General features: G+C 62.4%; 12 protein-coding genes and 2 tRNA genes. 12 read left to right on the forward strand and 2 right to left on the reverse strand.

The window, feature by feature from the left end; all coding sequences use genetic code 11:
- Positions 1 to 215: 215 nt before the first annotated feature.
- The 8 genes from H7U37_RS06460 (at position 216) to H7U37_RS06495 (ending at position 7,900) form a co-directional block, all read left to right on the forward strand.
- A complete protein-coding gene (locus H7U37_RS06460) occupies positions 216 to 2,204 on the forward strand; it encodes a DNA gyrase/topoisomerase IV subunit B (protein WP_204874546.1) in 1,989 nt (662 codons plus the stop codon).
- A gap of 52 nt (positions 2,205 to 2,256) precedes the next feature.
- Entirely contained in the window at positions 2,257 to 2,709 is a 453-nt protein-coding gene (locus tag H7U37_RS06465; RefSeq protein WP_204874548.1) for a transposase, read from the forward strand.
- Positions 2,702 to 4,945, forward strand: coding sequence for a DNA gyrase/topoisomerase IV subunit A (locus tag H7U37_RS06470; RefSeq protein ID WP_204874550.1), 2,244 nt, complete (start codon positions 2,702 to 2,704; stop codon positions 4,943 to 4,945). Before H7U37_RS06465 ends, H7U37_RS06470 begins: the two co-directional genes overlap by 8 nt.
- Before the next feature lie 13 nt (positions 4,946 to 4,958).
- Positions 4,959 to 5,828 carry a YitT family protein gene (locus H7U37_RS06475; RefSeq protein WP_204874552.1) on the forward strand — a complete coding sequence of 290 codons (870 nt, stop codon included), beginning with the start codon at positions 4,959 to 4,961 and terminating at the stop codon, positions 5,826 to 5,828.
- 38 nt (positions 5,829 to 5,866) lie between these two features.
- A complete protein-coding gene (locus tag H7U37_RS06480; RefSeq protein WP_204874553.1) occupies positions 5,867 to 6,457 on the forward strand; it encodes a lactate utilization protein in 591 nt (196 codons plus the stop codon).
- On the forward strand, positions 6,454 to 7,581 hold the full coding sequence (locus tag H7U37_RS06485; protein WP_204874554.1) for a hypothetical protein: 1,128 nt from the start codon (positions 6,454 to 6,456) through the stop codon (positions 7,579 to 7,581). Before H7U37_RS06480 ends, H7U37_RS06485 begins: the two co-directional genes overlap by 4 nt.
- A 72-nt stretch (positions 7,582 to 7,653) precedes the next feature.
- Positions 7,654 to 7,729 (forward strand) — tRNA-Gly (locus H7U37_RS06490).
- 95 nt (positions 7,730 to 7,824) lie between these two features.
- A tRNA-Gly gene (locus H7U37_RS06495) sits at positions 7,825 to 7,900 on the forward strand.
- A 40-nt stretch (positions 7,901 to 7,940) separates the two neighbouring features.
- Here the strand turns inward: H7U37_RS06495 and H7U37_RS06500 are convergent.
- Positions 7,941 to 9,017 (reverse strand): P-loop domain-containing protein, encoded by a 1,077-nt coding sequence (locus H7U37_RS06500; protein WP_243413613.1) that lies wholly within the window; start codon positions 9,015 to 9,017, stop codon positions 7,941 to 7,943.
- Between the two features lie 161 nt (positions 9,018 to 9,178).
- Between H7U37_RS06500 and H7U37_RS06505 the strand changes: the two genes are divergently transcribed.
- Positions 9,179 to 10,597: an MBOAT family O-acyltransferase gene (locus H7U37_RS06505; RefSeq protein ID WP_204874555.1), complete on the forward strand. Its 1,419-nt coding sequence runs from the start codon at positions 9,179 to 9,181 to the stop codon at positions 10,595 to 10,597.
- 12 nt (positions 10,598 to 10,609) lie between these two features.
- Positions 10,610 to 11,605, forward strand: a complete 996-nt coding sequence (locus tag H7U37_RS06510; protein ID WP_204874556.1) for a hypothetical protein — start codon at positions 10,610 to 10,612, stop codon at positions 11,603 to 11,605.
- A 59-nt stretch (positions 11,606 to 11,664) separates the two neighbouring features.
- Here H7U37_RS06510 and H7U37_RS06515 read toward each other — a convergent pair whose 3' ends face one another.
- Entirely contained in the window at positions 11,665 to 12,078 is a 414-nt protein-coding gene (locus tag H7U37_RS06515; RefSeq protein ID WP_204874557.1) for a hypothetical protein, read from the reverse strand.
- A gap of 147 nt (positions 12,079 to 12,225) precedes the next feature.
- Between H7U37_RS06515 and H7U37_RS06520 the strand changes: the two genes are divergently transcribed.
- Together H7U37_RS06520 and H7U37_RS06525 are read left to right on the forward strand one after the other, a co-directional pair.
- Positions 12,226 to 12,549, forward strand: coding sequence for a helix-turn-helix transcriptional regulator (locus H7U37_RS06520; RefSeq protein ID WP_204874558.1), 324 nt, complete (start codon positions 12,226 to 12,228; stop codon positions 12,547 to 12,549).
- Positions 12,546 to 13,838: a DUF2812 domain-containing protein gene (locus H7U37_RS06525; RefSeq protein WP_204874559.1), complete on the forward strand. Its 1,293-nt coding sequence runs from the start codon at positions 12,546 to 12,548 to the stop codon at positions 13,836 to 13,838. The genes H7U37_RS06520 and H7U37_RS06525 overlap by 4 nt, the downstream gene beginning before the upstream one ends.
- Positions 13,839 to 13,846 lie beyond the last annotated feature (8 nt).

Consider the following 13,846-nt stretch of genomic DNA (forward strand, 5'->3'; position numbering starts at 1 on the left):
ATGGCCCCCTCTCGTCAAGTTGTTGTGTCGCAACTCAACTTTAACCGATGAGGCCCTATCCTTCATCCTTTTTTATTCAACTGTCCAACATGTATTGTACTCCTACACTTTGATTGTCCCGCCCCCGCCGCCTTTCCTTGACACCCCGCCTGAAAATGGGGTAAGATATAACGATAACGACGAAAAATCCAATCGACCCAGAAGGAGAAGGCCCAATGGCAAACAGCAGCGCGAAATCCTACGGCAATCAATCCATTTCCGCCCTCAAGGGCGCCGACCGGGTGCGCAAACGCCCCGGCGTCATCTTCGGCTCCGACGGCCTGGACGGCTGTGAGCACGCCGTCTTTGAGATTCTCTCCAACGCCATCGACGAGGCCAGAGAGGGCCACGGCTCGGTGATTACCCTCACCCGCTATGACGACCAGTCCATCGAGGTGGAGGACTTCGGCCGGGGCTGCCCGGTGGACTGGAACGAAAACGAGCAGAAGTTCAACTGGGAACTGGTGTTCTGCGAGCTCTACGCCGGCGGCAAGTACGGCAACGGCGACGGCGACAACTACGAATACTCCCTGGGTCTCAACGGCCTGGGCTCCTGCGCCACCCAGTACGCCAGCGAATGGTTCGACGCCGTCATCCATCGGGACGGCTTTGAATATACCCTCCACTTTGAAAAGGGGGAAAACATCGGCGGACTGAAAAAAGCGCCGTACGCCGGCAAAAAAACCGGCTCCCGTTTCCGCTGGAAGCCAGATCTGGAGGTCTTTACCGACATCAGCATCCCGGTGGAATTTTTCCTGGACGTGCTCAAGCGGCAGGCGGTGGTCAACGCCGGCGTCACCTTCCGCTTCCGCAACCAGGTGGGAGCCAACCGCTTTGAAATCACCGAATTCAAATACGACAACGGCATCGAGGATTACGTCAAAGAGCTGGCCGGGGAAAAGTCCCTCACCCAGCCCGCCTTTTGGCAGACCGAGCGGAAGGGCCGGGATCGGGCGGATAAGCCGGAATACAAGGTCAGGCTCTCGGTCTCCTTCTGCTTTTCCAACACGGTCAACCGCATCGAGCACTATCATAACTCCTCCTGGCTGGAGCACGGCGGCTCCCCCGAAAAGGCCATGCGCTCCGCCTTCGTCTCCGCCATCGACGGCTACCTGAAAAATCAGGGCAAGTATCAGAAAAGCGAGAGCAAGATCACCTGGGCCGACATCGAGGACTGTCTGGTCCTGGTGTCCAACAACTTCTCCACCCAGACCTCCTACGAAAACCAGACCAAAAAGGCCATCAACAACCGTTTCGTCCAGGAGGCCATGACCGACTTCCTCAAGTCCCAGCTGGAGGTCTACTTCATCGAAAACCCCTTCGACGCCGAGAAGATCGCCGAACAGGTGCTGGTCAACAAGCGCTCCCGGGAGAGCGCCGAAAAGGCCCGGCTCAACATCAAGAAAAAGCTGTCCGGCAATGTGGACATCTCCAACCGGGTGCAGAAGTTCGTGGACTGCCGCACCAAGGACACCGAGCGCCGGGAGCTCTACATCGTGGAGGGCGACTCCGCCCTGGGCGCCGTCAAGCTCTCCCGGGACGCCGAGTTCCAGGGCATCATGCCGGTACGGGGAAAGATCCTCAACTGCCTCAAGGCCGACTACGCCCGCATCTTCAAAAGCGACATCATCATGGATCTCATCAAGGTGCTGGGCTGCGGCGTGGAGGTGCAGGACAAGCACGCCAAGGATATGTCCGCCTTTGACCTGATGAATTTAAGGTGGAACAAAATCATCATCTGCACCGACGCCGACGTGGACGGCTTCCAGATCCGCACCCTCATTCTGACCATGCTCTACCGCCTCACCCCCACCCTCATCCAGAGAGGGTATGTCTACATCGCCGAGTCCCCCCTTTACGAGATCACCTGCAAGGACAAGACCTGGTTTGCTTACTCCGACAAGGAAAAAACCGACATTACCGCCAAGCTGGCGGGGAAAAAGTACGATATCCAGCGCTCCAAGGGCCTGGGCGAGAACGAACCGGATATGATGTGGCTCACCACCATGAACCCCGAGACGAGACGGCTCATCAAAGTCATGCCCGAGGACGTGGAACGCACCGCCGCCGTCTTTGACCTGCTGCTGGGGGACAACCTCCAGGGCCGCAAGGATCACATCGCCGCGCACGGGTGCGAGTATCTGGAATTGGCGGACATTTCGTAAGCGATCAAAAGGACGCGGGCGCCATGTATGGCGCCCCTACGGAGGGGGATGGATGATGGAACGGCCTGTGAGAAAACATGTCAGGTTGAAACACTATGACTACAATCAAAATGGCGGATATTTCATTACCATATGCACCCGGGGAAGAATCCCTCTTTTCCGGGAAGGAGATCGGCTCTCCGCTGCCGGCATGATTGCCCGGGCTTGTGCAGAGGAAATATCTAACCATTTTCCGGAGATTGTGGTTGATCTGTACTGCATCATGCCGGACCATGTCCATTTTCTATTCATGGCCGTAGGGACGCCATATATGGCGTCCGTCCGTTCCAATCCCACCATCTCCAAAGTCGTTCAACAATATAAAGCCGCCGTCAGCCGACGCATTGGACGCCCAGTCTGGCAGCGCTCCTTTTACGACCATATCATTCGCAATCCAACCGATCTGGAGGAAACCAGACGGTATATCGCCCAAAACCCTCTGAAAAGGATGAACTCCAATGGCTAAGAAAAAGGCCCCGGACAGCGGGGCGAAAAAAGTCAACAACCCAAACGTCATGGGGCTCCATGCCGAAGTGGTGGAACAGCCCATCACCCAGACCCTGGAAGTCAACTACATGCCCTACGCCATGAGCGTCATCGTCTCCCGGGCCATCCCCGAGATCGACGGCTTCAAGCCCTCCCACCGGAAGCTCCTCTACACCATGTATCAGATGAAGCTCCTGGGGGGCAGCCGCACCAAAAGCGCCAACGTGGTGGGCCAGACCATGAAGCTCAACCCCCACGGCGACGCCGCCATCTATGACACCATGGTCCGCCTCTCCCGGGGTTACGGCGCTCTTCTCCACCCCCTGGTGGACTCCAAGGGCAACTTCGGCAAGGTCTACTCCCGCGACATGGCCTGGGCCGCCAGCCGGTACACCGAGGTCCGGCTGGACCCCATCTGCGCCGAGCTCTTCCGGGACATCGACCAGGACACGGTGGACTTTGTGGATAACTACGACGGCAAGCTCCAGGAGCCTACCCTCCTCCCCACCACCTTTCCCAATGTGCTGGTCTCCGCCAACCAGGGCATCGCCGTGGGCATGGCCTCCAACCTGTGCGGCTTCAACCTGGCCGAGGTGTGCGACGCCGCCATCGCCTGGATGAAAAAGCCCGGCGTGGACCTCCTCCCCATCCTCAAAGCCCCCGATTTTCCCACCGGCGGCGCCCTCCTCTACGACGAGAGCGCCCTCCGCCAGATCTATGAGACCGGCCGGGGCTCCGTCCAGGTGCGGGCCAAGTGGCGCTATCTCAAAAAGGAAAACCTCATCGAGATCGTGGAGATCCCCTACTCCACCACCGTGGAGGCCATCATGGACAAGGTGGCCGAGCTCATCAAGGCGGGCAAAATCAAGGAAATCGCCGACATGCGGGATGAGACCGACCTCAACGGCCTGAAAATCACCATTGACCTCAAGCGGGGCGCCGACCCCGACAAGCTCATGGCCAAGCTCTTCCGCTCCACCCCCCTGCAGGACCCCTACTCCTGCAACTTCAACATCCTCATTGCCGGTATGCCCAGGGTCATGGGGGTGGGGGAGATCCTCACCGAGTGGATCGCCTGGCGGATGGAGGGAGTCCGGCGCCGCACCCACTACGCCATGTGCAAAAAGCAGGAAAAGCTCCACCTCCTCCGGGGCCTCCGGAAGATTTTGCTGGACATCGACCGGGCCATTCAGATCATCCGGGAGACCGAGGAGGACGCCGAGGTGGTGCCCAATCTGATGATCGGCTTCGGCATCGACCAGGTCCAGGCCGAATATGTGGCCGACATCAAGCTGCGCAACATCAACAGGGAGTATATCCTCAAGCGCACCCAGGAGACCGACGCCCTGGCCGATGAGATCGCCGACCTGCGGGACATTGTGGAAAAGCCGGAGCGGATCAAGAAGATTATCACCGCCGAGCTTCAGGCGGTGAAGAAAAAATACGCCGCGCCGCGGAAAACCGAGATCCTCTACGAGTGGGGCGAGCAGGTCGCCGACGAGACGGAGGAGGATGTGCCCGATTACCCCGTCTTTGCCTTCTTGTCCCGGGAGGGATACTTCAAAAAGATCACCCCCCAGTCCCTCCGGATGAGCGCCGAGCAGAAATACAAGGAGGGGGACGGCCCCTTCCTCCAGTGGGAGGGGACCAACCGGGACGAGCTGCTGGTGTTCACCGACAAGCAGCAGTGCTACAAAACCCGCCTCTCCGAGTTCGCCGATACCAAGGCCAGCGTTTTGGGCGAATACCTCCCCACCCGTCTGGGCATGGACCAGGGGGAAACGCCCGTGTGGGCCACGGTTACCGGCGACTACGGCGGACACGTCTTTTTCTTCTTCGCAAACGGCAAGGTGGCCCGGGTGGAGCTGGCTGCCTACAAGACCCAGACCCGCCGCCGCCGTCTCACCGGCGCCTACTCCGATAAATCCCCCCTGGCCGCCGCCCTCCTCCTCCACCAGGACACCGAGGTGGCCATGGCCTCCACCGAGGGACGCTGCCTTCTCTTCCATACCGCACTCCTCACCCCCAAGGCCACCCGCTCCACCCAGGGCGTGGCCGTCATGACCCTGAAGCCCAAGCATCAGGTGGCCTGGGCCAAGCCCGTCCAGGAGACCCCCATCGTTAACCACGCCCGCTATCGGGCCAAGAGCCTCCCGGTCAACGGCGCGCTGCTGCGCCCCGAGGACAAGGGAGAGGAACAACTGACCATCCTGTGACCGGAGGTTTCCCATGAGAGCCAAAGCAAAGCAGCTTCTCCTTTCCTATGTGATGATTACCCTGGCGTCGGCCCTCTACGCTTTGGGCTTCGACTGGTGCTACGCCCCCAACCAGATCGGCTTCGGCGGCATCACCGGCCTGGCCCAGGTCATCAACGCCGCCGTCCCCCTCCTCTCCATCGGCTTGCTGGTGATCCTGCTCAACATCCCCCTCTTCTTCCTGGGCTGGCGGCTGCTGGGGGGACACCTCCTCCTCTCCTCCCTCTACGCCATGTTCATCTCCTCGGTCTTTGTGGACCTGATTGCCGCCGCCATCCCCTTCGCCCCTATGGACCCCATGCTGGCCGCCATTTTCGGCGGTATCCTGGTGGGGCTCTCCCTGGGTCTCATCTTCCTCCAGGGCGCCACCACCGGCGGCACCGACCTGGCCGCCCGGCTGTTGAAGCTCCGGCTGGCCTGGCTCCCCATGGGGAAGCTCCTCATGGGGGTGGACCTGGTGGTCATCGCCGCCGCCGCCGTGGCCTTCCGCAACCTGTCCAGCGCCCTCTACGGCGTGGTGTCCCTCTATATCTCCACCGTGGTGATGGACATGGTCCTCTACGGGATGGATTCGGCCAAGGTGGCCTATATCATCAGCAGCTGCCCCGACGAAATCTCAGCGGCCATTTTTCAGGAGCTGGAGCGGGGGGTCACCATCCTCCACGGAGAAGGGGCCTACTCCGGACAGGAAAAGCAGGTCCTCCTGTGCGCCTTCAAGCAGCGCCAGATCGTCCCCCTCAAGCGCCTCGTCAAGGAGCGGGACCCCAACGCCTTTCTCATCGTCTGCGACGCCCACGAGGTGCTGGGCGACGGCTTCCGCCCCCATCACGGCAATGAGCTCTGACCATCCATGTATATCAATTGAATCAGGAGGTTATTTTTATGGCAAATCTGGAACAATTGCAGGAAAATCTGCGGGCAAGAGGGTTTGAATGCTCCTGCTTCGCCACCGCCAGGGAGGCCGCCGACTATCTGGACGCCAAGATCGACGGCTGCACCGTGGGCATGGGAGGCTCCATGACCATCCAGCAGCTGGGCCTCATGGAGCGGCTGGCCGCCCACAATGACTTCCGCTCCCACTGGACCGGCGGCACCTGGGCCGACTGCGAGGGCACCCAGGTCTACCTCTGTTCGGTGAACGGCCTGGCGGAGACCGGCGAGATCATCAACATCGACGGCAGCGGCAACCGGGTGGCCGCCACCATCTACGGCCATCAGGAGCTTTACCTGGTGGTGGGCATCAACAAAATCGCCCCCGACTACGAGAGCGCCCTCTGGCGGGCCCGCAACATCGCCGCCCCCCGCAACGCCCAGCGCCTGGGGGTGGACACCCCCTGCGCCAAAAAGGGCGACCGCTGCTATGATTGCAGCAGCCCCCAGCGGATCTGCCGCGCCCTCACCGTGCTGTGGGAAAAGCCCAGGGCCATCGGCCGGGCGGAAGTGGTCCTGGTGGGGGAGGAGCTGGGCCTTTGAGCCCCGCCCGCCGGCGGCTGCCGGCCCTCCTCCTCTCCGCCGCGCTGCTGCTTTCCGCCCTGTCCGGCTGCTCGGTCATCCTGGAACGGGAATACCTGGTCAGCACCCCCCACGAGGAACAGCCCGTCACCGACGACGATGAAAACATCCTCCAGGTGGAGACCTATCAGGAGCTGGTCAACAGCATCCTCTATTTTGTGGACCACCGGATGGAACACGGCGTGGTCCGCCTCATCAACTACCCCCGGGACGTGGAGAGCGATCTCTCCGCCGCCTGCCTGGAGGTGGCCAGCGACGCGCCCATCGGCGCTTACGCCGTCTCCAACATCCGCTATGACTCCACCCGGGTGGTCAAATACTATGAGGCCAACCTCTACATCACCTACCGCCGCACCGCCCAGCAGATGGACGCTGTCCGCAGCGTCATCGGCGCCAGCGCCATTCGGGGCGTCCTGGCCGAGACCCTCTCTTCCTTCGGCCAGGAGGCCGTGATGCAAGTGAGCTACTTTGCCGAGGATGAGGCTTATATCTCCGGCCTGGTGCGGCAGACCTATTACGACACCCCAGACGCCGCCCTGGGAATGCCGGAGTATACCATCACTCTCTATCCCGAACAGGGCAGTGAGCGCATCGTAGAGGTCCGCTTTACCTACGCCCTCTCCGCCGAGACCCTGGCCCAGCGGCGGCAGACCCTCCAGCGGGAGGCGGAGGACATCACCGCGCCCCTCCAGGGACAGACCGGACAGACCGCCGTCTCCTCCCTCTTCCGCCTCCTGCGGAAACGGGTCCCACAGTGTACCCAGGGCGCCACCGCCTATGAGGTGCTCCTCAACGGCCAGGGGGACAGCGAGGGGATGGCCCTGGCGTTTCAGCTTTTGTGCCAGTGCATGAAGGTGGAGTCGGTGGTGGTCCAGGGGACCCTGGACGGCGCGCCCCATTTTTGGAACGTGGTCACCTTTGACGACGGAACCGCCCGCCACGTGGACGCCACCCGGGAGGACGGCCTGCTGCTGGACGACGACGCCCTGACCCAGATGGGCTACACCTGGGACCGGGACGAGACCCCGGCCTGTACCCCCGCCGCCCAGCCGGAGATCTCCCCCCAGCCCTCCGGGACGCCGTAAAAATTTTTGCGGTTTTTTGCGAAAAATACTTGACGAACGGCCTGTGCTCCGCTATAATAACACCTGTCGCTTGCAGGTGTAGCTCATCTGGTAGAGCGCCACCTTGCCAAGGTGGAGGTAGCGAGTTCGAGCCTCGTCACCTGCTCCAGCAAAAAGGACACGATGTTCCATCGTGTCCTTTCTTTTTTTCGAAAAACCCCTTGACAATTTCGAGAGGCTTCGCTATAATAATACCTGCCGTTTGCAGGTGTAGCTCATCTGGTAGAGCGCCACCTTGCCAAGGTGGAGGTAGCGAGTTCGAGCCTCGTCACCTGCTCCAGCAAAAGAGAGACATGACAGCCGTCATGTCTCTCTTTTTTTTACCCCAGCAGTTCCTCCGCCAGCCGGTCCGCCGTGGCCAGGACCCGGTCGAAATCCACGTGGGGATTGTAAAGAGCCTCCAGCCGGTCGTGCTTTTCCTTGGCCTGGGCCATGGCCTCCACCGCCTCTTCGGTCAGCGCGGCGGCGATCTTGCGGCCAAAGCGCAGCCGAGCCCGGCTGCGGCGGACGGCTTGGGGGTCGGCCATGGCGTCCACCCGCAGCCGGCGGTAGGCATGGCCCTCATAGGGCAGCTCCGGCGTGCTGGTGAGAAAGGCCAGGGAGAGGGACGGAATCAGGAGATGGGACATCCGGTCGGGCTGGGCGGGGTCGGGACAGACGGTCACGTCATACCCCGCCGCCATCGCCCCCGCGGCCAGGGCCGAGAGGAGAGGATGGGCCAAGCCATAGCTGTCGCACAGGACGTACCGCCGCTGGCACAGGGCCTCCGCCGTGTCAAAGTGACAGACCACCCCCCGGCAGCATACCGCCCCCAAAAAGCGCTGCACCGCTTTGCCCGGCTGGCCGCCGGTCTTTTTGCACTCCCGGGACAAGATCCCCTTTGCCCGGCGGAGCAGCCGCTCCTCCAGCTGAGGGGTCTCCAGCAGGGCCCGCAGATCCGCCCGGATCTCCGACGCCGCCCGCAGACACCGGTAAGCCCGCCGGTAACAGGCCGGGTAGCCCTCCATGGCCTGGACCAGCGCCTGGCGCATGGGCTTTAAGGCCGCCGTGTCGTAGCAGGCCCCCAGATTGACGTAGCGCTCCAGCGCCCCCGGACAGGTGGGTTCCACCACGTGGGGGGCGGTGGCGTCCACCAGCGCCGCGCCCAGGGACGGGATCACCACCGCGTCCAGCGAGTCCGGGTCGCCGGAGCATTGGATGTACTCCACGGTATGGCCCGCAGCCTCCATCCGAGCCGCCACCCGGCGCATGAGGGTGGACTTGCCGCAGCCGGGGCCGCCCTTGATGAGGAAATAATCCCGGGCGCTCTCCCGGTCGATGAGCTGGTCATAGAGCGAATAAAAACCCGTGGGCGCGTTGGCGCCCAGGAAAAAGCAGACCTGCGGGCTGTTTGCCATAAAAAGACCTCCGTTTCTTCACGTTCTATCCCACCATATGCCGCAGCCGGGCCGCTGGTGCGGGGAGCGGTTGCGATCACTGCCGGTTTGTGTTAAAATAACCTCTATATCCGTCTGGACAAGGGCATTATGGGGGTGTTTTCCCGTTGAATTTGCTTTCTATGGCATTTTTCTGCTTTTTTCCCGTGGTGATGGCGGGATGGATTCTGCTGCCGGCCCGCCCGGCCCGGCTCTGGCTGCTGGGGGCAAGCTGGCTGTTCGCCCTCTGGTCCGGGCCGGAGGCCCTCCTCTCCCTGCTGTGCGCCACGGTGGTGACCTATGGGGGCGCGCTGGCGCTGGAGCGGGTGAACCGTGGGAAAAAAGCCCTGCTGACCCTGCTGCTGCTTTGCCTGTTTGGCGCCCTCTTCCTCTTTAAGTACCTGGGCTTTGCCTGCACCCTCCTCACCGGGCTGGGCTGGCCCGTCCAGGCTCCGGCCCTCTTCCTCCCCGCCGGGATCTCCTTTTACCTCTTTATGGCGGCGGGCTATCTGGTGGACGTGTACCGGGGCAAGCACCGGGCTGCCCGGTCCTTTGTGGACACCGCCCTTTTTCTCGCCTTTTTCCCCCAGCTCCTCTCCGGCCCCATCGGCAGGGCAAAGGAGCTGATGCCCCAGCTGCGGACGGGGCGCGCCCCCTCCTGGGACGGCCTCCGGCTGGGCGCGTTTCGCTTTTTGTGGGGCGCCTTCAAAAAGCTGGTCATCGCCGACCGGCTGGGACTGCTGGTCTCCACCGTCTACGCCGACCCCGCCGCCTTCGGACGGCTCCAGGTCATCGCCGCCGCCTGCGCCTTTTCCATCCAGATCTACTGCGACTTCTCCGCCTATTCCGATATGGCCCTGGGCTGTGCCCGGATGCTGGGGGTGGAGCTGATGGAAAATTTCAAAACGCCTTATTTTTCCCGGTCCATTGCGGAATTCTGGCGGCGGTGGCATATCTCCCTCTCCTCCTGGTTCCGGGACTACCTCTATATTCCCCTGGGCGGCAGCCGGAAGGGCGTGATACGGAAATACCGAAATGTTCTGATCGTATTCGCCGTCAGCGGATTGTGGCACGGCGCGGCGCTCACCTTCCTGGTGTGGGGGCTGCTCAACGGCCTTTATCAGGTGGCGGGAGACCTCGCCGCCCGGCACCGGGCCTCCTTGCGCCGCGCCCTCCGGCTGGGGGAGGACAGCCCCCTGACCGCCGGCTTTCAGATGCTGTGGACCTTCCTGCTGAGCACGGCGGCCTGGGTCTTTTTCAAGGCCGAGTCCCTGGGCAAGGCGGCGGCCATCTTTGCCGCCATGGTCCGGGGGCCGTGGCTCACCCACCCGGTCACCGCCTGGGGCCTGGACCGGCCGGAGCTGGTGGTGGCCGGTCTGGCCCTGCTGCTGTTTTTCTTTGTGGAGGTCCGTACCCTCCGGCGGCCGGTGGGCGCCGGCCTGCTGGATGCGCCCCGTCCCCTCCGCTGGGCCGCGGCGCTGCTGCTGGCTGCGGCGGTGCTGGTGTTCGGCATCTACGGCACCGGCTATGACGCCCAGGACTTCATCTATTTCAAATTTTAAGGAGGGCGGGACATGCGTATAAAGCGATGGCGGGCGGTGTGCTGGTCCCTGACCTTTGTGGGACTCCTGCTCCTTGTGACCGTCTTTCTCTCCGCTCTGCTGCGCCCGGTACGGACCAATTACGGCGCGGTGTGGAAGGCCTATCTGGCCGAGCCCAGGGACAGCCTGGACTATCTGTGGATGGGCAGCTCCTACGCCTACTGCGACGTGAATCCCGCCCTGGTCTACGACCAAAGCGGCTTGACCGGTTATGTGGTGGCCGGACCGGAGCTTACCCTCTCCCAGAGCTACTGGTATTTGCGGGAGGCCCTCAAGACCCAGAGCCCCTCCGCTGTCTATCTGGAGGTCACCGCCCTCCAGTTTCAGACCTATCAGGGCTATACCCAGATCAACGTGGGCTATCTGCCCGCCGGATACAACAAGCTGGGGGCTATTTTCACCGCCTCCGAGCCGGAGCTGCGGGAGGGGCTCCTCTGTGACCTGATCTTTTACCACGACCGGTGGAAGGAGCTGACCTGGGAGGAGGCGATGGAGGCCCTCTCACCCCCCGAGACCGACCCCGGCAAGGGCTATACCTGCGTGGAGGGCAGCGACGGCACCCGGGGCGATAGCCCTTATTTCCGCACCGCCGTGGACCGGGAGGTTTATGGGGAAAACCTGGTCTGGCTGGACCGGATGGCCCGGCTCTGCCGGGAGAAGGATATCTCCTTTACCGCCGTCCTCCACCCCACCTGGAGCCGGATCACGGAAGAAAAACGGGAGGAGATGGCGGCGGACCTGGCGGAGCTGAGCATCCCCTTCCTGGACTGGACCGAGGCGGAGGGGGAGATGGGCCTCCAGCCCGACCGGCACTACTACGATGCCGGACACTTCAACCGGGACGGGGCGGCGGTGTTCTCCCGCTGGCTGGGGGAGTTTCTTACCCGCACCGAGGAGCTGACGCCCCGGCCCCAGACCGGGGAAAACCGGAACAGCTGGGAAGCCGCCGCCGCCTTTTGGCGCTCCTGACAGAAAAAACGCATCCGAAACAACAGAACTGCTGTTCCGGATGCGTTTTTTACGGCCTTTTAGTAGAGCGCTACATAGTGGAAGGTGGCCCCCTCCACGTTCAGGCCGCCGCTGCTGCCCTCGGAAATGGTAAAGCCGGTATCGTGGAAGGTGCAGCTGGTATAGATAGAGTTGCTGTAAGAGCGGATGATGGAGACCATCATGCCGCTCACCCCCAGCGCCGCCACCACATCGCTGGCGTTCTGAGCGCTGCTGTGGGTGGATATGAGCAGCATAAAGCTGGGCCGGAAGCCCAGCGTCACCGTTATGGTGCTGCCGGTGCCCACATAGGTGCCGTAGATGCCGGAGGGCGATGTCCGGACGTTTTGGATGGCGGTGTCGATCTTTTGAAAATCCTCGTTGAAGTCCTGCCGGAGAAAGGGGTCCTCCGGCGCCCACTGGTGGAGCGAGATGGTGGGTGTATAGGTTGCCATGGCAATGCCTCCTTTCATTTCTCCCCTTCCCCACCGGCCTTTGTTGCACGTTTGCGTGCAACAAAAAAGCCCCCTTGACATATATCGAATATTGATATACTATGAAGCTGAGGAGAGTAGCGAATATCGATATAGGGAGGTGGGACCGTGGCGCGCAAAAAGCTGGAGACCCTCACCGAGCAGATGTTTTATGTGCTGCTGGCCCTCCGGACCGAGCGGCACGGCTACGGCGTCATGCAGTATGTGGCCCGGCTTACCCAGGAGCGGGTCACCATCGGCGCGGGCACCCTCTACGCCCTTTTGGACCGCTTTGAAAAGGACGGGTACATCCACCGGACCCGCACCATGGAGAGCCGCAAATATTATGTCATCTCCCCCCAGGGGGAGGAGCGCTTACAGCAGGAATACCGCCGCATCCGACAGCAGGCCCGGGACATGGAACGGGCCTTGGGAGAGGAGGAACCGCTATGAAATACCGCTATGAGCTTTTTTGCTATTCGGTCATCGACCTCAAAGCCGCCCAGGCCCACCTCAACCGGATGGGAGCTTCGGGGTGGAGGCTGGACCGGATCTGGCTGGAGACCGTGGCCCGCTATGTCCCCGCCGACCGGCCGGTCTCCTACTGTGTGGACTGGTGCGACGCCCGATTTGACGAAAACGACGACTATTTGCAGCTGTGCGCCGACGCCGGGTGGACCTTTGTGGCCAAGCAGGGCTATTGGAATCTCTACGAGGCCCCGGCGGGCACGCCGCCCATTCAGACCGACAGCGCGCTGGAATACGAACGCTTCCAAAAGCAGGTGTGGAAGCAGATGAGATGGGGGGCCGTTCTGGGCGGCGCGGGGCTCCTCTTCCTGGCCTGGCTTTTGTGGCTGACGGCGCAGGAGATACCCATGGACGGAAATACCCTGCTGCTGTGGATGGGCATGGCCCCGGTGGGCGCGGTGTTTTTCGGTTTGTCGGCAGTCATGGGCCTGGTCGGGCTGGCGCGGTTTTTTACGCAGCTTGCCAAATGGCGGCGGGCCGCCCGGACGGGAGAACCGGTCCCGGACCCCGGCCGGGGGGAAAGGACCGCGGCCAAGGTGTTTGGCAGCTGGAACGCCTTCTTTTGGGTGGGGTGGATTGCCATTTTGACCCACTGCCTGGCCAAAGAGGGCTTTGAAAAGGTCCTTTTTTACGCGGTGGTGTGGATTGCCATCGGAATCTGGTTCCGGAAGCGGCCCTTCCCCACGGCGGGACAGCGGCGGGAGGCCAAGGGATGTATGATAGCGGCGGTATGGGTCCTCCTTTATTGGCTGCTTCTCTTCCCGGTGGCGCGCAGCTGGGAGACGCCCGGACCCGCCATCCCGTCGCTGCTCACCGACGATCCCGCCCGGGTGGCCGCCCAGAGTCTGGGCGACGCCGACACCCTCCGCTACAATGTCCAAGAGACAAGGGGCCTTTTGCTCCACTACACCAGCTGGGACGAGACCGACGGAGACAACCAGGCGTCCCTTTCCTGTTATCGGAGCCGGTGGGAGGCCCTCACCGACGCGGCCTTCCGGTCCATGCTGCGCCAGACCCCCGGCCTGGCGCCGGCGGAAGAAGGGGAGGCGCTTTGGGAGATGGAGGAAGTCTGGCGGGCGGATGTGGTGCGCACGGTCTACCTGCTGCGGACGGAAAACGGCGTGGCGGAGGCAACGCTCTTTACCGTGGGACCGGTGGAGGATGCCCTCAAAACGGACGTGATCCGGCGGATGGAACACTGCCTGGAGGAGTGAGGTGGACG

The organism is Pseudoflavonifractor phocaeensis (genome assembly GCF_016901735.1).
GTDB lineage: Bacteria > Bacillota > Clostridia > Oscillospirales > Oscillospiraceae > Pseudoflavonifractor_A.

What these genes read in the sequence shown, in the direction of transcription:
- H7U37_RS06460 (WP_204874546.1), top strand. Translation starts at nt 216, where the DNA reads ATGGCAAACAGCAGCGCGAAATCCTACGGCAATCAATCCATTTCCGCC.
- H7U37_RS06480 (WP_204874553.1), top strand. Translation starts at nt 5,867, where the DNA reads ATGGCAAATCTGGAACAATTGCAGGAAAATCTGCGGGCAAGAGGGTTT.
- H7U37_RS06515 (WP_204874557.1), bottom strand. Translation starts at nt 12,078, where the DNA reads ATGGCAACCTATACACCCACCATCTCGCTCCACCAGTGGGCGCCGGAG.
- H7U37_RS06505 (WP_204874555.1), top strand. Translation starts at nt 9,179, where the DNA reads ATGGCATTTTTCTGCTTTTTTCCCGTGGTGATGGCGGGATGGATTCTG.
- H7U37_RS06465 (WP_204874548.1), top strand. Translation starts at nt 2,257, where the DNA reads ATGATGGAACGGCCTGTGAGAAAACATGTCAGGTTGAAACACTATGAC.
- H7U37_RS06475 (WP_204874552.1), top strand. Translation starts at nt 4,959, where the DNA reads ATGAGAGCCAAAGCAAAGCAGCTTCTCCTTTCCTATGTGATGATTACC.
- H7U37_RS06470 (WP_204874550.1), top strand. Translation starts at nt 2,702, where the DNA reads ATGGCTAAGAAAAAGGCCCCGGACAGCGGGGCGAAAAAAGTCAACAAC.
- H7U37_RS06510 (WP_204874556.1), top strand. Translation starts at nt 10,610, where the DNA reads ATGCGTATAAAGCGATGGCGGGCGGTGTGCTGGTCCCTGACCTTTGTG.
- H7U37_RS06500 (WP_243413613.1), bottom strand. Translation starts at nt 9,017, where the DNA reads ATGGCAAACAGCCCGCAGGTCTGCTTTTTCCTGGGCGCCAACGCGCCC.
- H7U37_RS06525 (WP_204874559.1), top strand. Translation starts at nt 12,546, where the DNA reads ATGAAATACCGCTATGAGCTTTTTTGCTATTCGGTCATCGACCTCAAA.